25 protein-coding genes are annotated in these 24,870 nt (G+C 59.4%); 14 read left to right on the top strand and 11 right to left on the bottom strand.

Annotated elements, in window-relative coordinates; genetic code table 11:
- Positions 1 to 16: 16 nt before the first annotated feature.
- The 8 genes from gspN to gspG are packed head-to-tail and all read right to left on the bottom strand — an operon-like array spanning position 17 to position 5,545.
- Positions 17 to 811: a type II secretion system protein N gene (gspN, locus tag ACHEXL_RS01140; RefSeq protein WP_416560239.1), complete on the bottom strand. Its 795-nt coding sequence runs from the start codon at positions 809 to 811 to the stop codon at positions 17 to 19.
- Positions 808 to 1,314 (bottom strand): type II secretion system protein GspM, encoded by a 507-nt coding sequence (gspM, locus tag ACHEXL_RS01145; protein WP_416560240.1) that lies wholly within the window; start codon positions 1,312 to 1,314, stop codon positions 808 to 810. The genes gspN and gspM overlap by 4 nt, the downstream gene beginning before the upstream one ends.
- A complete protein-coding gene (gene gspL, locus ACHEXL_RS01150) occupies positions 1,311 to 2,573 on the bottom strand; it encodes a type II secretion system protein GspL (RefSeq protein ID WP_416560241.1) in 1,263 nt (420 codons plus the stop codon). Before gspL ends, gspM begins: the two co-directional genes overlap by 4 nt.
- 7 nt (positions 2,574 to 2,580) lie before the next feature.
- Positions 2,581 to 3,522 carry a type II secretion system minor pseudopilin GspK gene (gene gspK / locus ACHEXL_RS01155; RefSeq protein ID WP_416561289.1) on the bottom strand — a complete coding sequence of 314 codons (942 nt, stop codon included), beginning with the start codon at positions 3,520 to 3,522 and terminating at the stop codon, positions 2,581 to 2,583.
- Positions 3,523 to 3,575: 53 nt separating this feature from the next.
- A complete protein-coding gene (locus tag ACHEXL_RS01160; protein WP_416560242.1) occupies positions 3,576 to 4,301 on the bottom strand; it encodes a PulJ/GspJ family protein in 726 nt (241 codons plus the stop codon).
- Positions 4,301 to 4,654 (bottom strand): type II secretion system minor pseudopilin GspI, encoded by a 354-nt coding sequence (gene gspI, locus ACHEXL_RS01165; protein ID WP_416560243.1) that lies wholly within the window; start codon positions 4,652 to 4,654, stop codon positions 4,301 to 4,303. The genes ACHEXL_RS01160 and gspI overlap by 1 nt, the downstream gene beginning before the upstream one ends.
- The gene (locus ACHEXL_RS01170; RefSeq protein ID WP_416560244.1) at positions 4,651 to 5,133 is read right to left on the bottom strand and encodes a prepilin-type N-terminal cleavage/methylation domain-containing protein; all 483 of its coding nucleotides are present in this window, start codon (positions 5,131 to 5,133) and stop codon (positions 4,651 to 4,653) included. The genes gspI and ACHEXL_RS01170 overlap by 4 nt, the downstream gene beginning before the upstream one ends.
- Positions 5,108 to 5,545, bottom strand: a complete 438-nt coding sequence (gspG, locus tag ACHEXL_RS01175; protein ID WP_416560245.1) for a type II secretion system major pseudopilin GspG — start codon at positions 5,543 to 5,545, stop codon at positions 5,108 to 5,110. The genes ACHEXL_RS01170 and gspG overlap by 26 nt, the downstream gene beginning before the upstream one ends.
- Before the next feature lie 21 nt (positions 5,546 to 5,566).
- On the opposite strand from gspG, the gene ACHEXL_RS01180 reads away from it, so the two are divergent.
- Complete coding sequence (locus tag ACHEXL_RS01180; RefSeq protein ID WP_416560246.1) at positions 5,567 to 6,019, top strand: type II secretion system protein N; 453 nt, start codon at positions 5,567 to 5,569, stop codon at positions 6,017 to 6,019.
- An 8-nt stretch (positions 6,020 to 6,027) separates the two neighbouring features.
- Here ACHEXL_RS01180 and ilvA read toward each other — a convergent pair whose 3' ends face one another.
- Both ilvA and ACHEXL_RS01190 read right to left on the bottom strand, forming a co-directional pair.
- Positions 6,028 to 7,575, bottom strand: coding sequence for a threonine ammonia-lyase, biosynthetic (gene ilvA, locus ACHEXL_RS01185; RefSeq protein ID WP_416560247.1), 1,548 nt, complete (start codon positions 7,573 to 7,575; stop codon positions 6,028 to 6,030).
- A gap of 76 nt (positions 7,576 to 7,651) precedes the next feature.
- The gene (locus tag ACHEXL_RS01190; RefSeq protein WP_416560248.1) at positions 7,652 to 10,363 is read right to left on the bottom strand and encodes a TonB-dependent receptor domain-containing protein; all 2,712 of its coding nucleotides are present in this window, start codon (positions 10,361 to 10,363) and stop codon (positions 7,652 to 7,654) included.
- 323 nt (positions 10,364 to 10,686) lie between these two features.
- On the opposite strand from ACHEXL_RS01190, the gene ACHEXL_RS01195 reads away from it, so the two are divergent.
- Positions 10,687 to 11,139 carry an OsmC family protein gene (locus ACHEXL_RS01195; RefSeq protein ID WP_416560249.1) on the top strand — a complete coding sequence of 151 codons (453 nt, stop codon included), beginning with the start codon at positions 10,687 to 10,689 and terminating at the stop codon, positions 11,137 to 11,139.
- Between the two features lie 8 nt (positions 11,140 to 11,147).
- Here the strand turns inward: ACHEXL_RS01195 and coq7 are convergent, their stop codons facing one another.
- Positions 11,148 to 11,774 carry a 2-polyprenyl-3-methyl-6-methoxy-1,4-benzoquinone monooxygenase gene (gene coq7 / locus ACHEXL_RS01200; protein WP_416560250.1) on the bottom strand — a complete coding sequence of 209 codons (627 nt, stop codon included), beginning with the start codon at positions 11,772 to 11,774 and terminating at the stop codon, positions 11,148 to 11,150.
- 353 nt (positions 11,775 to 12,127) lie between these two features.
- Between coq7 and ACHEXL_RS01205 the strand changes: the two genes are divergently transcribed.
- The 12 genes from ACHEXL_RS01205 (at position 12,128) to ACHEXL_RS01260 (ending at position 24,852) form a co-directional block, all read left to right on the top strand.
- On the top strand, positions 12,128 to 13,261 hold the full coding sequence (locus ACHEXL_RS01205) for a porin (RefSeq protein WP_416560251.1): 1,134 nt from the start codon (positions 12,128 to 12,130) through the stop codon (positions 13,259 to 13,261).
- A gap of 123 nt (positions 13,262 to 13,384) precedes the next feature.
- The gene (locus tag ACHEXL_RS01210; RefSeq protein WP_416560252.1) at positions 13,385 to 14,134 is read left to right on the top strand and encodes a DUF3047 domain-containing protein; all 750 of its coding nucleotides are present in this window, start codon (positions 13,385 to 13,387) and stop codon (positions 14,132 to 14,134) included.
- A 113-nt stretch (positions 14,135 to 14,247) separates the two neighbouring features.
- On the top strand, positions 14,248 to 14,535 hold the full coding sequence (locus ACHEXL_RS01215) for a hypothetical protein (RefSeq protein ID WP_416560253.1): 288 nt from the start codon (positions 14,248 to 14,250) through the stop codon (positions 14,533 to 14,535).
- A 91-nt stretch (positions 14,536 to 14,626) separates the two neighbouring features.
- Positions 14,627 to 15,277: a DUF3047 domain-containing protein gene (locus ACHEXL_RS01220; RefSeq protein ID WP_416560254.1), complete on the top strand. Its 651-nt coding sequence runs from the start codon at positions 14,627 to 14,629 to the stop codon at positions 15,275 to 15,277.
- Between the two features lie 142 nt (positions 15,278 to 15,419).
- Positions 15,420 to 17,027 (top strand): ABC transporter substrate-binding protein, encoded by a 1,608-nt coding sequence (locus ACHEXL_RS01225; RefSeq protein ID WP_416560255.1) that lies wholly within the window; start codon positions 15,420 to 15,422, stop codon positions 17,025 to 17,027.
- Positions 17,027 to 18,007: an ABC transporter permease gene (locus ACHEXL_RS01230; RefSeq protein WP_108428389.1), complete on the top strand. Its 981-nt coding sequence runs from the start codon at positions 17,027 to 17,029 to the stop codon at positions 18,005 to 18,007. Before ACHEXL_RS01225 ends, ACHEXL_RS01230 begins: the two co-directional genes overlap by 1 nt.
- Positions 18,008 to 18,009: 2 nt before the next feature.
- Positions 18,010 to 19,257 (top strand): M20 aminoacylase family protein, encoded by a 1,248-nt coding sequence (locus tag ACHEXL_RS01235; RefSeq protein ID WP_416560256.1) that lies wholly within the window; start codon positions 18,010 to 18,012, stop codon positions 19,255 to 19,257.
- A 32-nt stretch (positions 19,258 to 19,289) separates the two neighbouring features.
- A complete protein-coding gene (locus tag ACHEXL_RS01240; RefSeq protein ID WP_416560257.1) occupies positions 19,290 to 20,873 on the top strand; it encodes an ABC transporter substrate-binding protein in 1,584 nt (527 codons plus the stop codon).
- 3 nt (positions 20,874 to 20,876) lie between these two features.
- Entirely contained in the window at positions 20,877 to 21,785 is a 909-nt protein-coding gene (locus tag ACHEXL_RS01245) for an ABC transporter permease (RefSeq protein WP_416560258.1), read from the top strand.
- Complete coding sequence (locus ACHEXL_RS01250; RefSeq protein ID WP_108428385.1) at positions 21,782 to 22,750, top strand: ABC transporter ATP-binding protein; 969 nt, start codon at positions 21,782 to 21,784, stop codon at positions 22,748 to 22,750. Before ACHEXL_RS01245 ends, ACHEXL_RS01250 begins: the two co-directional genes overlap by 4 nt.
- Positions 22,747 to 23,736 (top strand): ABC transporter ATP-binding protein, encoded by a 990-nt coding sequence (locus tag ACHEXL_RS01255; protein ID WP_416560259.1) that lies wholly within the window; start codon positions 22,747 to 22,749, stop codon positions 23,734 to 23,736. The genes ACHEXL_RS01250 and ACHEXL_RS01255 overlap by 4 nt, the downstream gene beginning before the upstream one ends.
- A gap of 72 nt (positions 23,737 to 23,808) precedes the next feature.
- Positions 23,809 to 24,852: a GSU2403 family nucleotidyltransferase fold protein gene (locus tag ACHEXL_RS01260; RefSeq protein WP_416560260.1), complete on the top strand. Its 1,044-nt coding sequence runs from the start codon at positions 23,809 to 23,811 to the stop codon at positions 24,850 to 24,852.
- The last annotated feature ends 18 nt before the right edge of the window (positions 24,853 to 24,870 follow it).

Below are 24,870 nucleotides of genomic sequence, written 5' to 3' on the forward strand. Positions count from 1 at the left end.
GGAAGCGGTTGGGTCTTCAGCCCAAAGAAATCAGGCTGCGTGCGCCTTCGCGGCGGCCCAGGATGTTGAGCAAATTGTTGAGTGCTGGCGCGTGACCTTCTTGCGCACTGGCTTCCCCCTTGAAGCGCAAGCGGGCGCCCACCCATTGGCCTTCACCGCTCAGCAGCAAAGGCCCCTCCTGTGTGCTCAGTTGCACGCTGGGGGTGGGAGTGCCTTCAGGGTCGCCGCGCAGCATCAGCAGGTAACTGCCGATGGGCTGGCCGGAACTCAAGCGGGTTGACAGATTGTTCAATTGCAATTGGGCCTGGCCTTTCAGTTGCATGCGGCCTTGCGCCCAGTCAAGTTGCAGTGCCTGGGTGTGCAGCTGCAACTGACCATCGGGCTGCAATGTGTTCCAGGGTGCGCCCAAACCCGTGAGCAAGGCAGCAGGCCAGGTGGAGGTGTGGTCACTGGCTTGAACTTGCCAAGTGGACCAGCCCGCCCGGACCTGCAATTGGGCGGCGTCGGTCATGCAGCAGTCGGCCAGCCAACGGATGTCCAAACCCGTCCAACGCGGTGTCAGTGTCCATTGCAGGCGACCGGGCAAAGCCTGTGCATCGCGGCTGGCGCTGCCGCCGGTCAACACCAGTTGGGCTGAGCCTGACCACACTGTGCCGCGTGCATCGCGCCACTGCACCTGGCCTTGGCTGGCTTGTGCGATGCCCCACGCCAGCCAACGTGCCGGTGCCCAAAGTAGCAAGGCCAAGCCCAAACCCAGCAGCGCGCCCCACAAGGCGTGTGCCCAAGTTGGACGAACAGATCGGGCACTCATGGCAGCCGCAACACCAAAGAGCCGCGCAACACCGCCGGGCTGTTGAGCGGGCTGGCCCCTTGCTGCAGCTGGGCCTGCACTGGTATGGCCAAGGCACGCTCTCGTGCCAGGCCAATCCAGCGTGCAAAAGCCTCAGGTGGCGCGGCGTCCAGGCTCAGGGTAGCCCGCTCGCCTTGCACATTGACTTTGGCGCCAGGCCCCAATTCGGCCAGCTGATTTTCTAGCCACTGAACCGACTCTGCCCTGCTGATGGGGTTGGGCGTTTGCAAGCTTTGCGCCTGTGCTTGCAGCTGGCGCATGGTTTGGGTTTGTGCGTCCAATCGGGCCTGCTGAGCTGGCGCTGCTTGCCAGATGCGCCATGCCGGTGCCAGCGCCACTTGCCAAAGCGCAGCCAGTACCAGCACCGCGGCACACAGGCGAAGGAGTTGTTTTTCGCGCGGCGTGCGCTGGGCCCAGATGGGCTGCAAGGCGGCCAGCAAATTCTTTGGAGCGGTGTCGCTCATGGTTTGCCCTCCTGCGATGGGGCGACGCTCATCACCCAGGCCTCGCCCTCTGCACGCCACCGGTAGCCGCGAGCCGCCAGCGTTTTTTGCAGGGCTTGCTGTTCGGCGTTGCCCAGTTTGAAGTTTTGCAGGCGCAATTGACCCGGCTGGTAAATCCATTGGCCCGGAGCCGCCACACCCGCAGGCATGGCCTGGCCCAGGCTGCCCAGCATCGACTCCAGATCGCTGGCACTGAGTTGACCCGAAGCCTGACGCAGCCGCTCGACTTCTTTGGCCATTTGCAGCGGCGCGTCCACCACAACCTGTGTTTTGGGAAAGGTCTCGCGCAGGATTTGGGACCAGCTTTGCTGTTGCGCTTGCCAATCGGCGCGGGTTTTCCAGGCCCAGGCATTGAGCCCGATCAGCTGACCTGCCAGCAAGGCCCACACCCCCCAGCGCACGGGCCGCCAAGTGGCGCTTTGCCAAAACGTGCTGGCAGCGCGTTGCCAAACTTTCATTTGGCGTGAACGGGCATTCGCCTTGAAGTCAAACTGCGCCAGATCCCAGTCGGCGTCCATGGCGGCTCGCCAGTGTTGGCCGGGCGGTATCAAGCGGGCGGGTGCGTCCAGCATGTCGCTGACCCTTGCCACCATGCCAGGTTCTGCCTGGATGTCGATGCTTTGGCGGTCTTGCTCGGAAAGTCCAAGCCCCTTGCCCTGGCCAAGTTGCGCTTGCAAGGGGTGCCCCCAAACGCCGCGCTCGGGGTGGGTCATCCACAACCAGCCGGATTCGTCATCACCCAGGCCTGTCACTTGCAGCTGGGCATCCACGGCCAAGCCAGACAATGGGTTCAGTTCAGGCACGATGCGGTGCACCGTGAGGCCCGCTTGCTCCAGCGCCTGCAGGTGAGCACCGAGCCAGTTGCGATCGCACACGGCGACCCAGGGGCGGGATGCGCTGTTCCAGTCTGGCTGCATGGCCATATGCAATTGCACCGGATCGTCCAGCACGCGGTCTTCCAACAGGCCTTGCAAGGCTGACTGCAGACGGGAGGCTTGTTTGTGCAGGCCGGGCGGCAAGTCCACCCTGTGCCACGACAGCACGGTCGCAGGCAGCAAGGCCACCACCTCAGTTTGCCGGTCTGCCAGCGGCAAAAGGTTGGCCGTGGCCCACTGCTTTTTCAAAGGTGCGGTGCCCTGTTCAGCGTCAAAGACAGCGTGGCAGTACGTCAGGCTGGAGCCTGGCAGGGCAAGCGGCAATTGAATGATCAGGGTGCGCATGAGCGGCTCATTGTAGAGGGGCGGTCAGGCGTTGCTGGGGGCTCCGCACCCGCCACACCATGCTGACTTGGTTGCCGTCGCGGCGCACCAGCGACTGTTCTTGCTGCACCACGTTGTCAATCCGCATGCGGCCATGGACTTCGAAATAACGGCTTTGAACGCTGTGTTGTTTGTCGTCCAGTTGGCGGCTCGCTGCGCCCAAGGCTTCGCGGGCGGCGTCCAGGCTGGCCCAATGCCCGCGCTGGCGCAGGTCCACCGCTTGGCGGGCAGAGGCCAGGTCCAGTCCTGGCAAGCTGGCCGACAACACTTCGGCCGAGGCCGTGTTCAGATTCACGGGCGTGGCTTCGGGCAGCAGGGTGATGTGGGGCTCTAGGGATGCCAAGGTGCGGGGGCTCAGCCCCAGCCACACCAGCTGGGCAGTTTGCTTTGGCATAAGAGCGGTGTTGGTGCTGGCCGATGCGGGCTTGTCATGGTTGTCGGCCTTGGCCTGCAGCGCGGCTTGCAGTTGGATGGCCAGGTTTTGCAGTTCACTCTGCGGCAGACTCAGGCGTTCAAACAAGGCGGCAAAACGGGTCAGCATTTTGGACGAGACCTTGCCGTCCTCGATCAGGTTCATCACATTCATGCGCGATTGGGCATCGGTGATCTGGCCCGACAAAAACACTTCGGCATCCCCTTCATGCCATTGCTGGTCTTGCGACAAAAAGGTCGACAACTTGGACTCTTGCACCGGCAAAGCCCAAGGTTCCCCCAAATGGTCAACGCCGGTGCCTTGTGCCGATACAGCGTCTTCCCGCAAGATCAGCCGGGTCCAGTCCAGCGCACCCGTCATCATCCAGGCCGTTTGGCTGCGGCCACGCTCGGCGATCTCGATCTCGACTTGCCGCCATTGCTGCCACAAGGCGGCACTGGCCAGCGTGGTAACCAGGGCTACCGTGAGCATGGCCATGAGCAATGCAGCACCTTGCTGACGCTGGTTATGTGGGGTGGGCGTGCTGTACCTCACGAAGGCGCTCCCGACAGGGTGGGGCGTACCCAGTCCAGGGTCACGTCACCGGCACCCGAAGGGCCGGGTGGCAGGCTCAGCACCAGGCGAACGCCATCGGGACTGTTGCCACTGGCGTTGGCAGCGGGGTTATTCCCCTGTGTCACGGCATCGCTCGACAGGGGGTTGGTCCAGCTGCCGCCGCGGTGAACAAACAATTGCCAGCCTGCCAAGGGGTGAATCTGTACTTGGCCAGCGCGGGATGCCTCACTCGGCGTTTGGCCCCATTGCTGCGCCAGACGCCAGGCGTTTTGCCAATCTAGCCGTTGTGTCAGTAGGGGCGATTGCCAGCGTTGCCAGTCACCCCCGCCCGGACGGCCCGGGTCGCGACGCCACGTCCAGGCCACCACGCGCACGCTGGCTTGTGCGTCTGCGCTGGTCTGCGGCGCTTGTGCACTTCGGCGCGTCAGGCGCAGCACCTGACCGTCCCAGTCCCAGCTGGGTGTGCCGGGCAATTCGGCCAGCTGGTCCAGGTCGGTCTGCCATTGGGCCAGCCCGGCTTGCAAGGTGCGGACTTCGTCAGAGCGCGATTGCAGGCTGCTTTGCGTGCGCAGCATGCCGTCCAGCCCCCGCCAAGCCATCAGGGCCATCAAGGCCATCACGCTGATGGCCACCAGCACCTCAACCAGCGTGAAGCCACCGCTGTGTTGGGGAGCAATGGCTTTGAATTTGTGGGAGCGCATCAGTTGCGCCCCATCACGGTAGAGACCTGCAGCACATAGTCGCCTTGGTCCAGCACCCGCGCATCCACCCGTCTGAAGTTGGGGTTGGGCGTGGGCCGCACCGACACGTCCACCTGCAGCGCACGCCCAGCCTGCGTGCATTCCACGCTGCGGTTGCCTGTGTCGGGCAGTTGCCTGCGCAGACGCAGGGCAATGAGTTCGTTGTCCGCGCAAATTTGCCCCAGCAGGGTCACCGTCTGCCGATCGGCATTGCGGCTGAGTGATCCAGTCGCCTTCAAGCCCGCCATCAGAGCCACAGCGGTGATGCTGAGCGCCACCAGCACTTCAATCAGGGTGAAACCGCGTTGGCTCATGGCGATACCCATTCCGCTGCGTTTTGCACCCGGAACGGCCGCAGCCCATCGGTGACCACCCACAACTGCCGCTCGGGCCGTGTGTTGTTGTGCAAAGCCACAGCCTGTGGTTCGATCAAGGGCTCTGGCCCCAGCGTCAGGGCGGTATCGGGCGCAACGCGGGTGCTTGGGTTCAGCCACGCTTCTGGCAGGCCAGGTGGCGGCAAACCCTCGAACACAAAGCCTTGCGCATCACCTTGGGTTTGGGCTCGCCAGACCACAGGTGCGTCATTGGCGCGGGCCTGGGCGCGTGCAGTTTCAAGCAGGTTGGCCAGGCGTTCGGCATCGCGCTCCAGGGCACTTTCTGCACTGTCCCGCAGCGACAAGCTCACACCCGCCGTGGCCACCGCGATCAAAGCCACGACCACCAGCAACTCCAGGAGGGTGAAGCCTCGGGGTTGAGGCTGCGGGCATTTACTGCCAGCTGCCAATGTCCGCATTGTTGCCCTCGCCGCCGGCTTGCCCGTCAGCGCCAAAGGACAGCACATCCACCTCGCCTTTGATGCCCGGGTTCATGTATTGGTAAGGGCGGCCCCAGGGGTCGTTGGGCAGTTTGTCCAGATAGGGCTTCCAATTGCCCGGCACCGGCTCGGTACTGGGCTTGAGCGTGAGCGCGTTCAGCCCTTGCTCCCCAGTCGGGAAACGCTGGTTGTCCAACTTGTAAAGCTTGAGGGCCTGCATCAGGTTGCCCACATCGGTGCGTGCTGCGGTGATGCGCGCATCGTCAGCGCGACTCAACACATTCGGCACGATCAGTGCCGCCAATACGCCAATGATGGCCAGCACCACCATCAATTCAATCAGCGTGAAGCCACGTTGCTGGCGCGACTTGTGTATCAATCCTGTTTTCATAAGGACCATCATAATCTGGACATGTTGACATTTTCATTGCAGCGCTTTTCCGGGCGTCACGGTTTGACCCTGCTGATAGCAGCCGTCTGGGCCCTTGCGGCAGCCAGCATGGCTTATTGGGCACTGCAGTGGCCCAAGCCCGAAACAAAGGCTGTGGTTTCGGTCTCTGTTGCGTCGAGCCGTATGGCCGACTTGCACGCGCCCATGGCGAGGGCATTGGGTCAAGCGATAAGTTCGGATGCAATTCCTGCACCGCAGACCAGCACCAACCACAAACTGATGGGTGTGATCGCCAGCGTCTCGGGCCAAGGCAGCGCCCTGATCGCCACAGACGGCCAACCGCCCAAGGCGTACCGGGTCGGCCAAACCGTCCAAGACGGCTGGACTCTCGTGTCTTTGACCGCGCGACAAGCCCGTTTGAAGTCTTCCTCCGCAGAGGTTTTGCTGGAATTGCCACCAGCTGACAAGCGCTGAAGGTTCTTTCACCCTCGCAAAAACAAGCGATAAACCGGGTTATCCGTCTCTTCCGCATACGGATACCCGAGCGCCTGCAAAAACTTATCAAACGCTTTGCCGTCTTTAGGCGGCACCTGGATACCTACGAGAATGCGCCCGTAGTCCGCGCCTTGGTTGCGGTAGTGGAACAGGCTGATGTTCCAACCCGGGCGCATCAGGCTCAAGAATTTGAGCAGGGCACCGGGGCGCTCGGGAAACTCAAAGCGCAGCAGTCTCTCGTCTTGTGACAGCGCCGAGTGCCCGCCCACCATGTGGCGGATGTGCTCTTTGGCCAGCTCGTCGTGTGTCAGGTCAATCGCCTTGAACTGCTGCTTGTTGAATTTGGCCGCGATCTTGGCGCTTTCGCCCTTGCCGTGGGTGCTCAAACCCAAAAACACATGGGCTTTGTCCGAGTCGCTCATGCGGTAATTGAATTCGGTCACATTGCGTGGGCCACCCGGTAAGCTGCCGATCAACTCCAGAAAGCGCTTGAAGCTGCCGCGCTCTTCCGGAATGGTGACCGCAAACAGGGCTTCTTTTTCTTCGCCCACGTCGGCGCGTTCGGCCACAAAGCGCAGGCGGTCAAAGTTCATGTTCGCGCCGCACAAGATGGCCGCAAAGGTCTGGCCCTTGCATTTGTGCGCAGCTACATACTGCTTGATGGCGGCCACTGCCAATGCACCGGCGGGCTCCACGATGGAGCGCGTGTCCACAAAGATGTCCTTGATGGCCGCACACACCGCGTCGGTGTCCACCGTCATGTAGTCGTCCACCAAATTGCTGGCCACGCGGAAAGTCTCCTCGCCCACCAGCTTGACGGCGGTGCCGTCCGAGAACAGGCCCACATCGGGCAGCGTCACGCGCTGTTTGGCGGCCACCGACTGGATCATGGCGTCCGAGTCGTTCATCTGCACGCCAATCACCTTGACGCCGGGGCGCACCGCCTTGATGTAGTTGGCCACGCCACTGATGAGACCACCGCCGCCAATCGCCACAAACACCGCATCGAGTGGTCCTTGGTGCTGGCGCAGCATTTCCATGGCGATGGTGCCCTGGCCCGCGATCACGTCCGGGTCGTCAAACGGGTGCACAAACGTCAGACCCTGCTTTTTCTCCAGCGCCACCGAGTGGTTGTAAGCGTCGGAATAGCTGTCACCAAACAACACCACTTCGCCGCCCAGGCCTTTGACCGCATCGATCTTGACCTGCGGCGTGGTGGTGGGCATGACGATCACGGCGCGGGTGCCCAGGCGGCTGGCGCTCAGCGCCACGCCTTGCGCGTGGTTGCCTGCCGAGGCGCAGATCACGCCTTTTTTGAGCTGCTCAGGCGTCAGGTGCGCCATCTTGTTGTAGGCCCCGCGCAGCTTGAAGCTGTGCACGGGCTGCTGGTCTTCGCGCTTGAGCAGCACCTGGTTGCCCAGGCGGCGCGACAGGTTTTTGGCGGTTTCGAGGGCCGACTCGCTCGCCACGTCATAGACCTTGGCGTTCAGGATTTTGATCAGGTAGTCGGCGGGGCGAAGTCGGGATGTAGTCATATGGAATCAATAGGCGCGCGCCCAGATCATCCGGGTGCAGTCGAGTGATGATACCGCCGACGATTTGTAGCCTTGTTTAAAAGCGTGCCGTCACGCCCAATGAAAACATGCGCCCCCATACCGAGCTCAAATTGGTGTTCACACCTACAACGGTGGAGGTGTTCTGAGTAAAGGACAGGGGTGCTTCGCGGTTGAAAAGATTCCCGATGGCAGCCCTCAAGGTCACGCTCGGCGTTAAGTTGTAGTGGGTTTGCACATCCAGCGTCCAGAAGGCGGGCGTTTGCATTCCGTTGATGGTGGTGAGCTGTCCGGTTTGTGTGTCTCGGGCGCTGATCGTGCTGTTGATGTACCCACTGGTGTGGTTCAGTGTTGTGGACATTGCCCCCTTGAGGTGCTGGTAGGTCATGGTCCAGCGCGTCACGTTGCGCGGTGTGATCGTTCCAGACGCCGCTGAATACTTCCCCAAATCACTCACAGGGGCCGAGCCCGGTGTTGTGGTTTGTTCGGACTTGAGGTAATGCGTGGTGTCAAACTTGAAGAAAAGCCGTCCACTGTCAATGGGCACCCGGTAAATCCATGCGAGGTCCAGACCCGATTTCACCGAGGAGCCCATGTTGACCATTGGCAAATAAAGGTCTAGTCGCCCAGCAGCGTCCAGGGTGAAATAGCGCGCATTGTTCAGCGGGTCTGATATGACAAGACTGCCGGGGTACTGGCGGATCGTATTGCGCATGCTGATGCGCCAGTGGTCCACACTGAGTGAGTGATTGGCGCTGGGCATGAAGCGCAGTCCCAAGGTTTGCTGAACGGACGTTTCAGGCTTCAAGTCGCGGGAGCCTCGGCCGGACACCCAAATTCTTCCATCGTTCACACATTCTCCGGATCGCCTCAAATTTTGTGACAGTTGCGCGGCCACTTGGTTCAATGCGCTTGTACAGCCCGGGCTGGTAGCGAAGGAGCTTGAAAATATTTCTGTTTCTGTCATTTGCCCCAAGGTTGGCGCCCGAAAGCCTGTCCCGAGCGAGCCTCGCAGCAGCCATTGAGGCGACCATTGCCATTTGCCAGCCAGTTTGGCGTTGGTGGTGTGACCAAAGTCACTGTACTGGTCATGGCGAACGGCCCCGGTGATCTCGGCATTGTGGGCGACAGGCCAAATCAGCTCAGCATACTGCGCCCAAATTTTTCGGGAGGCATTGAAAGCGGGTTGATCTGACACCGTCGGTGTGTAGCGGTCTGTATGTTGGCGCCACTCTGTTCCCCAGCCCACCAAGACATCCTGGCCATTGACTTCAGCCATCGCTTTCGACGCATTCAGTTGCAGCGCTTGCGTCTGTGTCATCCCTTGGTCAAAGAGTCGGGGTGTGGGCAAAGACGCCAGCAGGGCCCTCAGTTGTGCACTGCTGGGTGTGTTTGAATGAAGTGGCGTCAGCAGCGCATCATTTATCAAAACCCGGGTGCCGTCTGTGGTTCGACCCAGGTTGGGGTACGTGGCCGTTTCTCTTAAGAACTGACCCGAACTCTGAGACCATGACGCGCTGGCTTGATAGTCCCAATTGGCCCACGTGCCTTTGATACCTGTGCGCAGGCTGGTGTATTCGTCTTTGTAAAACTGACGCAGCGCGCCCAACTCCGATGGGCGCCACAGCAAAGTTGTTTGTCCTGGCGTGAAGCCCTGTGCCAGTGCCAAGGCGTAACCAGGGTCGGTCGGCTTGCTGCCGATGTTGAGGCCATATGTGTCCCAAAGCATGCTGTGGCGTTCTTGATCGATTTGGCTGTGCAGCAGCTCGGCATGAGCAACGCCCGCAGAGGTCTGCCATTGCAGTTGCGAATGCAGGCGCTTCATGTCCTGTTTGGGGTAGATGCTCATATCCCCATAGGGGTTGTAAAGACATGCGGGCTGGGTCCGGTCTGCAACGTACGGTTTTGGACATTCGCCGTTTTTGTACATCGCATTCCAGAGACGACCCGATGGCCCACCCAGTGTTGGAACGGATTGAGCAGCCGTCAGCAAAGAGCCATCGAAGGTGTACGAGGCACCCTCATGAGAAAACCGATACCGCCCAGGCGATGCGTAAGGACGGTCTTGGCCTAGCAGGTCGTCTTGCTGTTCGATCTCTGCAGTGAAAATCCAGCTGTACCCGTCACGCTTGAGGGCACCTTTGCCGCCGTTGATTTGCAGGCTTTTGCTCTGTCCCTTTTGATGATCAGGGATGCGCGTTTGTGCCGTCACCTCCCATTGCTTGCGCTCTGTCAGTGTGATGATGTTCACCACCCCGGCGATGGCGTCAGTACCGTAAAGTGAGGAAGCACCGTCGGTTAGCAGCTCAATGCGGTCAACAGCGCTGAGCGGAATTTGCGATAAATCTGTGCCACTGCGCTCTACGCCGGTGATGGTCTGTCTGGGGTAGCTGGCCAGACGTTGTCCGTTGAGCAGCACCAGCGTGCCTGTCGGCATACCGTGCAATGCCGCCGAGGAATAGCCCCCCCGGGTCAGCCCCAAATTGGACGGCTGGCTGAAATTCAGCATAGCTGGATGTGCATGCAACAAATCTTCCAGACTCTTGGCTTGTGCATTTTGAATGTCTTGCCGGGTGATGAGTTGCACGGGCAAAGACTGCATGACCTCTTTGCGCAGGATGCTCGAGCCCGTGATTTGAACGCGTTCAAATTGCCTGAACTCGTACGCTTTTTCAGTGATCACGATCGCATCTTGGGCCAGACCATGGAGTGCGCAGCCCGACACGCAAGTTGCTAAAAAAACCTTTTGAATAGAGATGTATTGCATCATCAACGCTCATGAATTTGAGGTTTCTTTTATACATCCAAGTTACAATTTTTAATCTATAGTTTTTATTTATTTGAGCCTGTCACAGTTTTTAGGCCAAAAAAATGCCCCAAGCCTTGCGACTTGGGGCAAATCCACCTTTTCAGAGGGTGGAGGAGACAATTAGCGCATGCAAAAAAGCACGCATGTTCGCAATTGTACGTGTGTTTTTGTTGCGTTGCAGCAAGTTGGCTGTCTCAAAATGCAAAAACTTGTAAAGTCGACCACCATAAACACATCAAACGATCCCTCTAATCAGTTGGGACAATGCACTTAGGAAACACAATATGGAATGCACAGTCACCTGGACCGGCGCTGCCGGCACCCGCTCGGGCATGGGCTTTGTCGCCGAAACCGGCTCCGGCCACATCGTCAACATGGACGGCGCTCCAGACACCGCCAAGCCCGAAAACGGCGGCCAGAACCTTGCCCCGCGCCCGATGGAAATGCTACTGGCCGGTACTGGCGGCTGTACAGCCTATGACGTGGTGCTCATCCTCAAGCGCGGCCGCCACGACGTGCGCAGTTGCAGCGTCAAGATCAGCAGCGAACGCGCCGAGACAGATCCCAAAGTCTTCACCAAGATCAATATGCACTTCACGGTCACGGCCAAAGGCGTGCCAGCCAGTGCGGTGGAGCGGGCGATTGCCATGAGCCATGACAAATACTGCTCTGCCAGCATCATGCTGGGCAAAACGGCCGAGATCACGACAAGTTTTGAGGTGCTGGAAGCGGCTTGAAGCTCGGCTTAAACCCGGTGCGCCACAGTCGTCATCACCTTGGATGCCAGCTGCATCAGTGACTTAACAGGCCTGGGCAGCTCCACCGCCCCGGCCTTCATGGCCATTTGGGCATGGGTGATTTCATCGGCCTTCATTTGCGCCACGATGGCACGAGAGGCGCTGTCAGCGGCGGGCAAGCGGTCCATATGGCTTTGCAGATGCGCTTCAACTTGCCGTTCGGTCTCGACCACAAAGCCCAGGCTTACCTGGTCCCCGCCCAGCTTGCCTGCGGCGTAACCAATGGCAAAAGCCCCCGCGTACCAAAGCGGGTTCAAGAGCGAAGGGCGGTCTTTCAAGTCGTTGAGGCGCTGCTGCGTCCAAGCCAGGTGGTCTGTCTCTTCGCGGCTGGCCTCAGCCAGCTGGGCGCGCAAAGCTGGGTCTTTGCAAGCCAGCGCTTGCCCGGTGTACAGCGCCTGGGCGCACACCTCGCCCACGTGGTTCACACGCATCAGCGCAGCAGCCTCTCGCCGCTCCGCATCGGTCAATTCCAACTCGGCGGTGGCGGCCTTGGGGGTGGGGCGGCTGGCGCGGGGCTCAGCCCACAGGGTGCGCAAAGCGCTGTCAGCAGCCAGGATCAAAGCATGTGTATTCATAAAGTCTAGCTTAGCAAAGAGCCCCGAAGTCGGTGCCTCGAAGGCTGGTTGACCCGTCATCTCCAGAGGGTAGCCGGTTTTGATTGTTCATCTGTTGCATTTGACAATCTCCGGAAGTTGTTGAATTGATTGATAAAAGTAGAGCGAAAGTGATTCAATCAGAAATGATGGCCTCAGGTTTGTTGCAACGATGCAACGGAAAAGACCTTTATTCATTGAAATTCTTGGAAAAGAGGCTTTGCTCTGGTCGAATACACACAACCTTCCGAATTTGGAGGTTGGCTAAGCGTTCAGACGGGTGAACTTCACCTGGTGGATTCGAAGCTCTTTTTTAAACTTTGGAGAAATTTGCAATGAAAAAAACTCTGATTGCTCTGGCTGTTCTGACAGTTTCCGGCGCTGCTTTCGCACAATCTTCCGTGACTTTGTTCGGTGGTGCTGACCTCGGCTACCGCAACGTGACCTCTGGCGCTAACAAGTTCAGCGGCATGTCTCAAGACGGCCTGTACTCCAGCCGTTTCGGCGTGAACGGTACAGAGGACCTGGGCGGTGGCTTGAAGGCCAACTTCCACTTCGAAGGCGGCATGGCTCCTGACGTCGGCACTTCTGCCGGCTTCAACTTCACGCGCAAGTCCACCATCGGCGTGGCCGGTGGTTTCGGTGAAGTTCGCTTGGGTCGTGACTACACCCCATTGTTCACGATCGCTGGTATCGCTGATCCATTCGGCACCAACGGTGTTGGTTCTTCTTACAACCTGGCCAACAGCGTGACTACTAGCACAACTGTTGCCGCGGCTACTGGTTCGTCTTTCACAACTGCCAACACTGCGTCGACTGGTAAGGATGCATCTGTTACTGTCGCTTCGAATACCTACGCTGATCCCAATGCTGTTCGCGCTAACAACAGCGTTGCTTACTACAGCCCTTCTTTCAGTGGCTTCACTGTGAGCGGCATGTACAGCTTTGGCGGCGAAAACACTGCTGCTGCTAAAAAAGCAGGCACCATGACCAGCGTCAAGTTGGCTTATGCTAACGGTCCATTGATTGCGGCTTACGGTAACCAAGTGACCAAGGGTGGTGTTACCAACGCAGCAAATGATGCAGGCGATGATCAAAAAATTACAACCAACTTCTTGGCCGGTTCCTATGACTTGGGCGTTGCTAAGTTGAGCGCTGGTTACAAGACAGACAAAGCATCTTTCTACGCTGATACTTTCAAGTCCACCATCTTGGGCGTCGCTGCTCCCATGGGCGCTTTGACTCTGAAGGCTTCTTATGTTGCTCGTAAATTGGGCAGCGATAAAGTCGGCAACCAAGTTGCTTTTGGTGGTGTGTATGACTTGAGCAAGCGCACTTCCGTGTACGCTGCTTACTCCAGCCTGAACAACGAAGCCAACTACGGTATGAATGTTGGTTCCGCTGCTGCCAGCGATTTCACAGGCCTGACATCCAAAGGCTTCGAAGCTGGCATCAAGCACTCCTTCTAATTCAACGCTGGCGCAAGCCAGCTGAGAGTTAAAAGCTTAAAAACCCACCGTGGCAACACGGTGGGTTTTTTTATACCCTTGTCATCAGATGCCCAGTGATGTTGGGTACCCGCAGAGACACGCATGAACAATGGACGCCGTTGGATTCGAACAGCTGGGGTGGTGGTTTTGGCCTTGGGGCTGGGTGCCTGCGCGTCGTTCCAAGACGCTGCGCCAAAAACATCCTTGCTGACCAAGCCCGCCAGTGGCTTGCATTTCAGCTCCAAAGACAAAGCGCAGTGGGAGCCTGTGACCTTGCCCGGTAAGTTGCGCACCGCTTTCAAACTTGAAAAACATGACCAACGTGATGCCTTGAGCGCCCACGCACAGTCGTCTGCCAGCATGCTGCGCCAGCGGCTGAATGTGCAGCCCGCGCAGTTGGGCCGGCTGCAATTTGCGTGGCAAATCGACAATTTGCTGGCCGAGGCCGACATGGGCGAGCGTGACAGTGAAGACGCGCCTGTGCGGCTGATCTTGGCTTTTGAGGGGGATCGCAGCCGGTTTTCGGCCAAAAACGCCATGCTCAGCGACCTGACCGAGGCGCTCACGGGCGAGCCTTTGCCTTATGCCACGCTGATGTATGTCTGGTGCAACCGACGACCGGTAGGTTCGGTCATCGTCAACCCGCGTACCGACCGTGTGCGCAAGCTGGTGGTGGAGTCTGGGCCTGCCCACATTCGGCAATGGCGCCAGTACGAGCGCGATGTGCGGGCCGATTTTGAAAAGGCATTTGGCGAAGCGCCCGGCGCCTTGGTGGGCATGGCCATCATGACCGACTCGGACAACACCCGTGGCAATGTGCGGGCCTGGTACGGCGACATCCGGTTGGATTGAAGTTTTGCAGTGGATGGCCACTGTGCTGTTCTTGCAAACCCATTAGGGCAAATACCTGTTTGCAATTTTGTGTGCACAAGACAACATTTAGCGGTTAATCCTTGGAGATCCACATGTTCGCACGAGTGACTTCGATTCAAATTGACCCTGCCAAACTGCCTGAAATGCGGGCTGCGATGCCAGCTGTCGGCGAACACCTTAAACGTATCCCCGGCATTGTTGAGTGCAAAACTTGCTGGGACGAAACAGGTAAGGGCTTGGTGTTCGCCATCTACGCAAGCAAAACACATGCTGACAATTCAGCGGACACCATTCGTAGTGTTTGGGGTGGATTGATGGCTTATTTGTCCGCGCCACCTTCTGTATCTTCAGGGACTGAAGTGATCGATTTGCTGCAATGATGTGCAGAGGCTGACTGCAGTCACGGTGCGACGGCACACAAGCTGTCGTGTGAAATGACACTCAATATTCGCTGGGCAGCATCAACATCCATTGCTGCCCATCCCAGCAGGCGTACAACTCAGCTCCCAAGACAAAGCGCAGTGGGAGGCGATGACCTTGCCCTTGCCCGGCAAGCTGCGCACCGCTTTCAAGCTTGAAAAACATGACCAACGTGATGCTTTGAGCGCCCACGCACAGCCGTCTGCCAGCATGTTGCGCCAGCGGCTGAATGTGCAGCCTGCGCAGTTGGGCAGGCTGCAATTTGCGTGGCAAATTGACAATTTGCTGGCTGAGGCTGACATGGGCGAGCGTGACAGTGAAGACGCGCCTGTTCGCCTGATTTTGGCTTTTGAGGGGGACCGCAGCCGGTTTTCAGCCAAAAACGCCATGCTCAGCGACCTGACCGAGGCGCTCACGGGCGAGCCTTTGCCTTATGCCACGCTGATGTATGTCTGGTGCAACCGACGACCGGTAGGTTCGGTCATCGTCAACCCGCGTACCGACCGTGTGCGCAAGCTGGTGGTGGAGTCTGGGCCTGCCCACATTCGGCAATGGCGCCAGTACGAGCGCGATATGCGGGCCGATTTTGAAAAGGCATTTGGCGAAGCGCCCGGCGCCTTGGTGGGCATGGCCATCATGACCGACTCGGACAACACCCGTGGCAATGTGCGGGCCTGGTACGGCGACATCCGGTTGGATTGAAGTTTTGCACTGAATGGCCCCTGTGCGTGCACCAGTCTTGTGCGCGACAGGCTATTTGGGGGAATTCCCTCTCCCTGACTCGGGCCTGAATGTTGCATAGTATGCAGTCCTGTACATCGCATTCCATGAACGAGGTGATTTGATGAAAAACGCTGCAAATTTGTCCGTCCGCGCGACCACGCTGGTGTTGTCTCTGGGTTTGGCGGGCCTCATGGCCGCGGCCACGGTGCAAGCCAAGCCTTTCAAATGGTCCAGCGCCAGCGACATCCCCACGCTCGACATCCATTCACAAAACAATGCCCTCGGCAATGGCGTGCATGCCGCCATTTTTGACTCGCTGGTCTACTACAACAGCAAAACCTTCAAAATCGAACCCAAGCTGGCCACCTCGTGGAAAGAGATGTCGGCCACGCAGTACCGCTTCAACTTGCGCAAAGGCGTCAAGTTCAGCGATGGCAGCGCACTGACCGCTGACGATGTGGTGTTTTCTCTGGACCGCGCACGCGCCAAGACCTCCAACTTCAACGTCTACACCCAGGGTTTCAGCCGCATCGTCAAGGTCGACGCCAACACCGTGGACATCATTTTGAGCGGTCCCAACCCTGTGTTGTTGAACCAGCTGACCGAGCTGCGCATCATGAGCAAGGCCTGGGCCGAGAAGAACAAGTCGGTGGAGCCCAAAGACGCCAAAACCAAGGACGAAAACTTTGCCCACCGCAATGCCATGGGCAGCGGCGCCTACATGGTCAAGGAATGGCAGCCCGACCAAAAGCTGGTGCTGGTGAAAAACCCCAACTGGTGGGGTTGGTCTGAGGTGCCCACCAATGTGACCGAAATCGTCTACACCCCCATCAAGAACGAAGCCACACGTGCGGCTGCCTTGTTGTCGGGCGAGATCGATTTCGTGCTGGACCCCAGCCCCCAAGACCTGGGCCGCATGCGCAACAACGCCAACCTGAAGGTGGTGGATGGCATTGAAAACCGCACCATTTTCCTGGGGATGGACCAGCACCGCGATGAGCTGCCCGGCTCCAGCGTGAAGGGCAAGAATCCGCTCAAGGATGTGAAAGTGCGCAAGGCGCTGTACCAGGCCATTGACATCGACACCATCCACCGCGTGACCATGCGTGGCCTGTCGCAAAACACGGGCGCACTGGTGGCCCCGCAAGTCAATGGCTGGACCAAAGCTGTCGACACCCGTTTCCCTTATTCGCAAGACGCCTCCAAGAAGCTGCTGGCCGAGGCCGGTTATCCCAACGGCTTTGAGGTGGACTTTGCCTGCCCCAACAACCGCTACATCAACGACGAAGAAATCTGCCAGGCCATCACGGCCATGTGGGCCAAAGTGGGTGTGAAGGCCAAGCTGCGCACCATGCCTTTGGTGACGTATTTCCCCATGATCCAGCGCTACGAAGCCAGCATTTACATGCTGGGCTGGGGCGTGCCGACGTTTGATGCGCTGTACAGCCTGCAATCGCTCACCCGCAGCGTGGGCACAGGGGGTGACGGCAATTACAACGTGGGCCGTTACAGCAACCCGCGCATGGACTACATCGTGGACCGCGTGAAGACCGAGACCGACTTGCCCGTGCGCAACCGCCTGCTGACCGAAGGTTTGCAGTTGTCCAACGACACGGTGTCGCACATCCCGCTGCACAACCAGGTCATCCCTTGGGCCATGAAGAAAAATGTGGAAGTGGTGCACCGCCCTGACAACCGCCTCGACTGGTCGCTGATCAAGGTCAACTGATGCTCGCTTTTATCCTGCAGCGGCTGATCCAGGCCGTGGTCGTCATGGTCACGGTCGCTTTCATCGCGTTTTTGTTGTTCCAGTATGTGGGCGATCCGGTGGTGTTCTTGTTGGGGCAAGACGCCACCAAAGAGCAAATCGACATGTTGCGTGCCGATCTGGGTCTGGACCAGCCGTTTTTCGTGCAGTTCTGGCACTTTTTGTCCAACGCGGTGCAAGGCGAGTTTGGCCTGAGCCTGCGTCAGGGGGCCAAGGTCTCGCGCCTGATCGCCGAGCGCCTGCCCGCCACCCTGGAGCTGGCTTTGGTGGCCGCCACCTTGGCGCTGGTCATTGGCATCCCCATGGGGGTGTACGCCGCTCTGCGTCGGGGTACCTGGGCCAGCCAGCTCATCATGACCATCTCGTTGCTGGGTGTCTCGCTGCCCACCTTCCTGATCGGCATTTTGTTGATCCTGGTGTTCGCCGTGATGCTGGGCTGGTTCCCGAGCTTTGGCCGGGGCGAGGTGGTGCAAATGGGCTGGTGGACGAGCGGTTTGATGACGGCCAAGGGCTGGCACCACATCACGCTGCCCGCCGTCACATTGGCCATTTTCCAGCTCACGCTGATCATGCGCCTGGTGCGGGCCGAGATGCTGGAGGTGCTGCGCACCGACTACATCAAGTTCGCGCGTGCACGCGGCCTGTCCAACCGCGCCATCCACTTTGGCCATGCGCTCAAGAACACGCTGGTGCCCGTGCTCACCATCACTGGGCTGCAGTTGGGCGGTTTGATCGCGTTTGCCATCATCACCGAGACGGTGTTCCAGTGGCCGGGTATGGGCTTGCTGTTCATTCAGGCGGTCACGTTTGCCGACATCCCGGTCATGGCGGCTTATTTGTGTCTGATCGCTTTGATCTTTGTGGTCATCAACCTGATCGTGGACTTGCTGTACTTTGTGGTCGATCCGCGCCTGCGCGTGGGCAAGCCCGGGGGGCACTGAGCATGGGCGCTTCTTTGCAGTCAGTCTTGGGGCGGGGCGCGGCGTTTGCACGCATCGCCCAGTTCCACCCGGAGTTGACGGCTTTCAGGCGCGACCTGCACGCCAACCCCGAGCTGGGCTTTGAAGAGGTCTACACCTCAGCCCGCGTGGCCGAGATGCTCAAGGTTTGCGGTGTGGACAGCATCCACACGGGCATCGGCAAAACCGGTGTGGTGGCCTTGGTGCATGGTCAGGGCCGCTCGGCCAGCAACCCGGGCCGCATGATTGGCCTGCGGGCCGACATGGATGCGCTGCCCCTGACCGAGTTCAACGAATGCACCTGGAAATCGTCCAAGCCCGGTCTCATGCATGGCTGCGGTCACGACGGCCACACCGCCATGCTGATGGGCGCTGCGCGCTATTTGGCCGAAACCCGGCGCTTTGACGGCACGGCCGTGCTGATTTTTCAGCCCGGCGAAGAAGGCTACGCGGGTGCCCGCGCCATGATGGAAGACGGCTTGTTCGAGCGCTTTCCGTGTGAGCAGGTCTACGCCCAACACAACTCCCCCGAAACGCCTTTGGGCGTGATCGGCATCACCCCTGGCCCCATGCAGGCGGCGGTGGACCGGATCGAGATCCACATTCGCGGCAAAGGTGGCCACGGTGCCCGCCCGCATCAGGCGGTTGACCCCGTGCTGGTGGCAGGCCACATCATCACCGCCGCGCAAAGCGTGGTGGCCCGTAACCTGTCGGCCTTTGATCAAGCGGTGGTCAGCATCTGCTCGATGCAGGGCGGCCATCCGGGTGCGATGAGCGTGATCCCGGGCGAGGTGACTTTGGTGGGCACGGTGCGCACTTACAGCGAGGGTGTGCAAGACCAGATCGAAGACCGTCTGCGCTCTTTGTGCACCGGCATCGCCCAGGGCTTTGGCGCATCGGCCGAATTGACTTACGAGCGCGTCTACCCCGCCACGGTGAACACCGTGCCCGAAGCGCAGTTTGCCTGCGATGTGGCGGCCAGCTTGGTGGGCGAAGACAAGGTCTGGCGCAACATGCTGCCCAGCATGGGCGGCGAAGATTTTTCCTTCATGCTCCAGGCCAAGCCTGGGGCGTACATCCGCATCGGCCAAGGCCTGCCACACGGCCCCGGCCCTCATCCGCTGCACAACAGCCGTTACGATTTCAACGACGAGATCCTGTCTTTGGGCGCGGCCTTGCACGCCAGTTTGGTGGAGCAGGCCTTGCCCATGGGCACCACGGTCAAGTCTTGACCGTTTTCACTTTCAACCTCAGGAGTTTTCTCATGCGCACTTCCAAACTCTCCCGCTCGCTGGTGGCTGCGGCCATCGTCTCGACCTTGTCCTTGGGCGCTGCACACGCGGCCACGGTGCGCATCGCCAACCAGGGCGACGCCTTGTCGATGGACCCGCATTCGCTCAACGAGTCACTGCAACTGAGCGTGACCAACAACGTCTACGAATCGCTGGTGGCCGTGAGCAAAGACTTGAAGTTTGAACCCGGCCTGGCCTCTTCATGGAAGCAGACATCGCCCACTGTGTGGCGTTTCGAGCTGCGCAAGAACGTGCGCTTCCACGACGACACGCCGTTCACCGCCGACGACGTGGTGTTCTCGATCAACCGCGCTGCAGGCGAAGGCTCTGACATGCGCAGCAACACCAACGACATCAAGGAAGTGCGCAAGATCAACAGCCACACCATTGAGATCGAAACTAAGGCCCCGTTCCCCATCTTGCCCAACGTCTTGTCGACCGTTTACATCATGAGCAAGAAGTGGTGTGAGGACAACCAGGCCACGCGCCCGGTGGACCGTCGCAAGGGCATTGAAAACGCGGCTTCTTTCCGCGCCAACGGCACAGGCCCTTATCGCCTGCGCGAGCGCCAGCCGAATGTGCGCACCACTTTTGTCCGCAACGGCAATTACTGGGGCAAGATCGACGGCAATGTGGACGAGGTGATCTTCTCCGTCATTGCCAACGATCCCACCCGCGTGGCGGCTTTGCTGTCGGGCGAGATCGACATCATGGAACCCGTGCCGGTGCAGGACGTGCCGCGCATCAATGCGGGCGCCAACACCCGCGCCCTGGTGGCCCCGGAACTGCGCACCATCTTTTTGGGCATGGACCAAAAGCGTGACGAGTTGCTCTACTCCAGCGTGAAGGGCAAGAACCCCTTCAAGGACAAGCGTGTGCGCCAAGCCTTCTACCAGGCCATCGACATCGAAGGCATCAAGCGCACCGTGATGCGTGGCGCCTCCAACCCCAGCGCCTTGATGGTGGGGCCCGGCATCAACGGCTACAGCGCCGACCTGAACAAGCGCCTGCCCTTTGACCCCGAAGCCTCCAAAAAGCTGCTGGCCGAAGCAGGTTACCCCACAGGCTTCTCGGTGGACATGAACTGCCCAAACGACCGCTATGTGAACGATGGCCAGATCTGCGAAGCCGTGGCCGCCAACCTGGCGCGTGTGGGCGTGAAGGTCAACCTCAAGGCCGAGACCAAAGGCACCTACTTCCCCAAGATCTTGCGCCGTGACACCAGCTTCTATTTGTTGGGTTGGACCCCCAGCACCTACGACGCACACAACGCCCTGAACGCGCTGATGCGCTGCCCCGACGACAAGGGCGCAGGCCAGTTCAACCTGGGCGCTTACTGCAACCCCAAGGTTGACGAGTTGATGATCAAGGTGCAAGGCGAGACCGACCAGGCCAAGCGCAACGCCATGATCCGCGAGTCCTTTGAACTGCACAGCGCCGACATTGGCCACTTGCCGCTGCACCAGCAAGCGCTGGCCTGGGGCACCAGCAAGAAGGTCACGCTGGTGCAGCGCGGCGACAACTTCATGCCGTTCAAGTCCATCACCATCAAGTAATCCATGAACGCATTGAAACGCTGGCTGAACAGCGATGTCGGTTACAGCTTCCGCCAGTCGCCCACGGCGATGGTGGCGGCTGGCATTGCCTTCGTTTGTCTTTTTTGTTCGATTTTTGCCGGCTGGGTCTCGCCCACCAACCCGTTTGATCTGGCCACCCTGGAGCTGAGCGACGCCCGCTTGCCCCCGGCCTGGATGGAGGGCGGCAGCACCAAGTTTTTGCTCGGTACCGATGATCAGGGGCGCGACATTTTGTCTGCCCTGATTTACGGCTCGCGCATTTCTTTGGTGGTGGGCTTGGCCTCGGTGGTGTTGTCGGTGGTCGTGGGCGTGGGCCTGGGCTTGCTGGCGGGTTTCAAAGGCGGCTGGATCGACGCCTTGCTCATGCGCTTGTGCGATGTGATGCTGTCCTTCCCAGCCATTTTGGTTGCGTTGTTGATCGCGGGGGTGGGCCGGGCCTTGTTCCCCAATGCACACGAGTCCCTGGCTTTTGGCGTGTTGATCCTGTCGATCTCGCTCACCGGATGGGTGCAATACGCCCGAACCGTGCGTGGCACCACGCTGGTGGAGCGCAACAAGGAATATGTGCAAGCCGCCCGCGTGACGGGTGTGGCGCCCCTGCGCATCATGGTCAAGCATGTGCTACCCAACGTGATGGGGCCGGTCATGGTGTTGGCCACCATCCAGGTGGCCACGGCCATCATCACCGAGGCCACGCTGTCATTTTTGGGGGTGGGCGCACCGCCTACTTCGCCATCACTGGGCACGCTCATTCGTGTGGGCAACGACTATTTGTTCTCGGGGGAGTGGTGGATCACGATTTTCCCGGGCCTGATGCTGGTGCTGATCGCCTTGTCCGTCAACTTGTTGGGTGACTGGTTGCGCGACGCGCTGAATCCGAGATTGCGATGAGTCTTTTACAAGTCAAAAACCTGGTGGTGGAATTCCCCAGTCGCCACGGCACGCTGCGTGCATTGGACGATATTTCTTTCGACATTGCACCGGGTGAAATTTTGGGTGTGGTGGGCGAGTCGGGCGCGGGCAAGTCGCTCACGGGTGCGGCCATCATTGGCCTGCTGGAGCCGCCAGGCCGCGTGGCCGGGGGGCAAATCTTGCTGGAAGGCCAGCGCATCGACCACCTGAATGCCGATCAAATGCGCCACATCCGGGGCCGCAAGATCGGCGCGATTTTTCAGGACCCGCTGACCTCGCTCAACCCGCTGTACTCCATTGGGCGGCAACTGACCGAAACCATTCTTGCCCACCTACCGGTCACGCCGCAAGAGGCACGGCAACGCGCTATTCAGCTGCTCAAGGACACTGGTATTTCGGCGGCCGAAGAGCGCATCGACCACTACCCGCACCAGTTTTCGGGCGGCATGCGCCAGCGTGTGGTGATCGCCTTGGCCTTGGCTGCCGAACCGCAACTGATTGTGGCAGACGAGCCGACCACCGCCCTCGACGTGTCGATCCAGGCGCAGATCATCAGCTTGCTCAAAAAGGTCTGCAAAGACCGGGGCGCTGCCGTCATGTTGATCACGCACGACATGGGTGTGATCGCAGAGACCTGTGACCGCGTGGCCGTGTTGTACGCCGGGCGCGTGGCCGAAATCGGCCCGGTGCACCAGGTCATCAACCACCCGGCCCACCCTTACACCGCAGGCCTGATGGCCTCGATCCCCGACATGGACAGTGACCGCGAACGTTTGAACCAGATTGACGGCGCCATGCCGCGCCTGAACGCCATCCCGCAAGGCTGCGCCTTCAACCCGCGCTGCCCCAAAGCCTTTGACCGCTGCCGCCAAGACCGACCCGAATTGGTTCAGGCGGGTGCCAACCAGGCCGCTTGCTGGCTGCACGATGGGAGCGCGGCATGAGCGATAAAAAGCCCTTGGTCGTCGCGCACGACCTGGCCAAAACCTTTGATGTGTCGGCCCCCTGGCTCAACCGTGTGATCGAGCGCAAACCGCGCCAGATGCTCAACGCCGTCGATGGCGTGAGCTTCGAGATCGAGCGCGGCAAAACCCTGGCCCTGGTGGGCGAGTCCGGTTGCGGCAAAAGCACCGTGGCCCGCCTGCTGGTGGGTTTGTATGAGCCCACACGCGGCGGCCTGACTTTCGACGGCCAAGACGCGCACGCCGCGTTCAAATCATCCGATGCACGGCAAATGCGTCAGCGCATTCAGATGATTTTTCAGGACCCCTATGCCAGCCTGAACCCGCGCTGGACGGTGGACAACATCATTGGCGAGCCGCTCAAAGAGCACGGCCTGATCAGCGATGCCGAAGAGCTCAAAGCCCGTGTGGCCGAATTGCTCAAATCGGTCGGTCTGTCACCGCTCGACATGGTCAAGTACCCGCACCAGTTTTCGGGCGGCCAGCGACAACGCATCTCGATTGCCCGTGCTCTGGCCACCGCGCCGGAGTTTCTGGTGTGCGACGAGCCGACCTCGGCGCTTGACGTGAGCGTGCAGGCGCAGGTGCTCAACATCATGAAAGACCTGCAACGCGAGCGGGGTCTGACCTACTTGTTCATCAGCCACAACCTCGCCGTGGTGCGTCATGTGAGCGACCAGGTGGGCGTGATGTACTTGGGCCGCTTGGTGGAGTTGGCCGACAAACAGACTTTGTTCTCAAACCCGCAGCACCCCTACACCAAGATGCTGCTGGACGCGATCCCCAAGATGCACGACACCGGCCGCGCCCGCACCCCGGTGCAAGGCGAAGTGCCCAATCCGCTCAACCCACCGAGCGGCTGCACCTTCCATCCCCGCTGCCCGCAGGCCACCGACATCTGCCGCGCCGAGCGCCCGCCGCTGCGCGACTTCAAAGGCATCAAGATCGCTTGTCACGCGGTGGTGTGACGCGGACTTGAACGCCATTGCTTTGCAGTGTGCGCATGCTTATACTACCCAATTTATATTTGGGAGTATAAGATGCAGCGCTGGTACGAACAGTTGCCGGCCTCGGCACAGGCAGCCTTTGCCAACCTGGTGCCTGCGGCTCAGACCCTCAGTCTGAACCGCACGGTGGCAGATTTGCCTGGTGGATTTACCCACAAAAAACTGGGAAAAATGACTTATTGGTACTACCAGTTCAAGTCTTTAGATGGAAAAACCAGACAAATTTACCTGGGCAATGACTCGGAAAGCTTGAGGGGATTGATTACAGCCTTCAAGGCGCAGCCTTCGCACACCGAGGCATTGGCACACCTGGGCCGTTTATGCCGCTCCGCCATTGAACTGGGGGCAAACGCCATAGGCCGCACCCATTACCGGATACTGCAGAGATTGGCTGACCATGGTTTTTTCCATGCCGGTGGCATCCTCATTGGAACGCATGCTTTTTTAGCCTATCAAAATCACTTTGGCATCCGTTGGACGGAAGGCAATCAAACGCTGGACATCGACTTTGCCCATCCTGGTAACAACCTCTCCATTGCGCTGCCCGACGGGCTCGAAATGGATGCACGCAGTGCGATCGAGTCTTTGGAAATGGGTTTCATCCCCAACGTATCGCAAACGACATTCACCAAGCAAGATGAGCCTGATCTGCAGCTGGATTTTGTGACGCCCAAGGTCAACACCACCGATGCCCCTGTCCGCGTCCATGCTCTGAACCTGAGCATGCAGCCCCTTCAATTCATGAATTTTTCAATGGACGCAACCATGCAGGCTGTCTTGATTTCACGCAATGGTCCGGTTGTCGTCAATGTGCCCAAAGCAGAACGGTACGCCCTGCACAAATTGATCGTTTTTGGAGAACGCCCACCCGAGTTACAAGTCAAAGCCCAGAAAGACATCGCACAGGCAGCGAGCCTGATTGCTTATCTCCAGGACAACGAACCAGATGCCTTGGATGAGGCATGGGAAATGATTCAAAGCAGTGGCAAAGGTTGGGTAAGCCGATGTGCGCGCGGCGCAGCGTACCTGCAATCACGGTACCCGGACATCAAGTTAGATTTCATCAAGGTACTTTAATTAATGAATATAATATTG

The sequence above is a fragment of the Limnohabitans sp. YIMB22184 genome (genome assembly GCF_048020265.1).
Classification (GTDB): domain Bacteria; phylum Pseudomonadota; class Gammaproteobacteria; order Burkholderiales; family Burkholderiaceae_C; genus Limnohabitans_A.

Coding starts and splice junctions, on each gene's coding strand:
- gspG (WP_416560245.1), bottom strand. CDS start 5,545: ATGAAAACAGGATTGATACACAAGTCGCGCCAGCAACGTGGCTTCACG.
- gspM (WP_416560240.1), bottom strand. CDS start 1,314: ATGAGCGACACCGCTCCAAAGAATTTGCTGGCCGCCTTGCAGCCCATC.
- gspL (WP_416560241.1), bottom strand. CDS start 2,573: ATGCGCACCCTGATCATTCAATTGCCGCTTGCCCTGCCAGGCTCCAGC.
- ACHEXL_RS01190 (WP_416560248.1), bottom strand. CDS start 10,363: ATGATGCAATACATCTCTATTCAAAAGGTTTTTTTAGCAACTTGCGTG.
- coq7 (WP_416560250.1), bottom strand. CDS start 11,774: ATGAATACACATGCTTTGATCCTGGCTGCTGACAGCGCTTTGCGCACC.
- ACHEXL_RS01240 (WP_416560257.1), top strand. CDS start 19,290: ATGCGCACTTCCAAACTCTCCCGCTCGCTGGTGGCTGCGGCCATCGTC.
- ACHEXL_RS01195 (WP_416560249.1), top strand. CDS start 10,687: ATGGAATGCACAGTCACCTGGACCGGCGCTGCCGGCACCCGCTCGGGC.
- gspN (WP_416560239.1), bottom strand. CDS start 811: ATGAGTGCCCGATCTGTTCGTCCAACTTGGGCACACGCCTTGTGGGGC.
- ACHEXL_RS01245 (WP_416560258.1), top strand. CDS start 20,877: ATGAACGCATTGAAACGCTGGCTGAACAGCGATGTCGGTTACAGCTTC.
- ACHEXL_RS01225 (WP_416560255.1), top strand. CDS start 15,420: ATGAAAAACGCTGCAAATTTGTCCGTCCGCGCGACCACGCTGGTGTTG.
- ACHEXL_RS01180 (WP_416560246.1), top strand. CDS start 5,567: ATGTTGACATTTTCATTGCAGCGCTTTTCCGGGCGTCACGGTTTGACC.
- ACHEXL_RS01255 (WP_416560259.1), top strand. CDS start 22,747: ATGAGCGATAAAAAGCCCTTGGTCGTCGCGCACGACCTGGCCAAAACC.
- gspK (WP_416561289.1), bottom strand. CDS start 3,522: ATGGCCATGCTCACGGTAGCCCTGGTTACCACGCTGGCCAGTGCCGCC.
- ACHEXL_RS01250 (WP_108428385.1), top strand. CDS start 21,782: ATGAGTCTTTTACAAGTCAAAAACCTGGTGGTGGAATTCCCCAGTCGC.
- ACHEXL_RS01170 (WP_416560244.1), bottom strand. CDS start 5,133: ATGCGGACATTGGCAGCTGGCAGTAAATGCCCGCAGCCTCAACCCCGA.
- ACHEXL_RS01160 (WP_416560242.1), bottom strand. CDS start 4,301: ATGCGCTCCCACAAATTCAAAGCCATTGCTCCCCAACACAGCGGTGGC.
- ACHEXL_RS01205 (WP_416560251.1), top strand. CDS start 12,128: ATGAAAAAAACTCTGATTGCTCTGGCTGTTCTGACAGTTTCCGGCGCT.
- ACHEXL_RS01260 (WP_416560260.1), top strand. CDS start 23,809: ATGCAGCGCTGGTACGAACAGTTGCCGGCCTCGGCACAGGCAGCCTTT.
- ilvA (WP_416560247.1), bottom strand. CDS start 7,575: ATGACTACATCCCGACTTCGCCCCGCCGACTACCTGATCAAAATCCTG.
- ACHEXL_RS01235 (WP_416560256.1), top strand. CDS start 18,010: ATGGGCGCTTCTTTGCAGTCAGTCTTGGGGCGGGGCGCGGCGTTTGCA.
- ACHEXL_RS01230 (WP_108428389.1), top strand. CDS start 17,027: ATGCTCGCTTTTATCCTGCAGCGGCTGATCCAGGCCGTGGTCGTCATG.
- ACHEXL_RS01215 (WP_416560253.1), top strand. CDS start 14,248: ATGTTCGCACGAGTGACTTCGATTCAAATTGACCCTGCCAAACTGCCT.
- ACHEXL_RS01210 (WP_416560252.1), top strand. CDS start 13,385: ATGAACAATGGACGCCGTTGGATTCGAACAGCTGGGGTGGTGGTTTTG.
- gspI (WP_416560243.1), bottom strand. CDS start 4,654: ATGAGCCAACGCGGTTTCACCCTGATTGAAGTGCTGGTGGCGCTCAGC.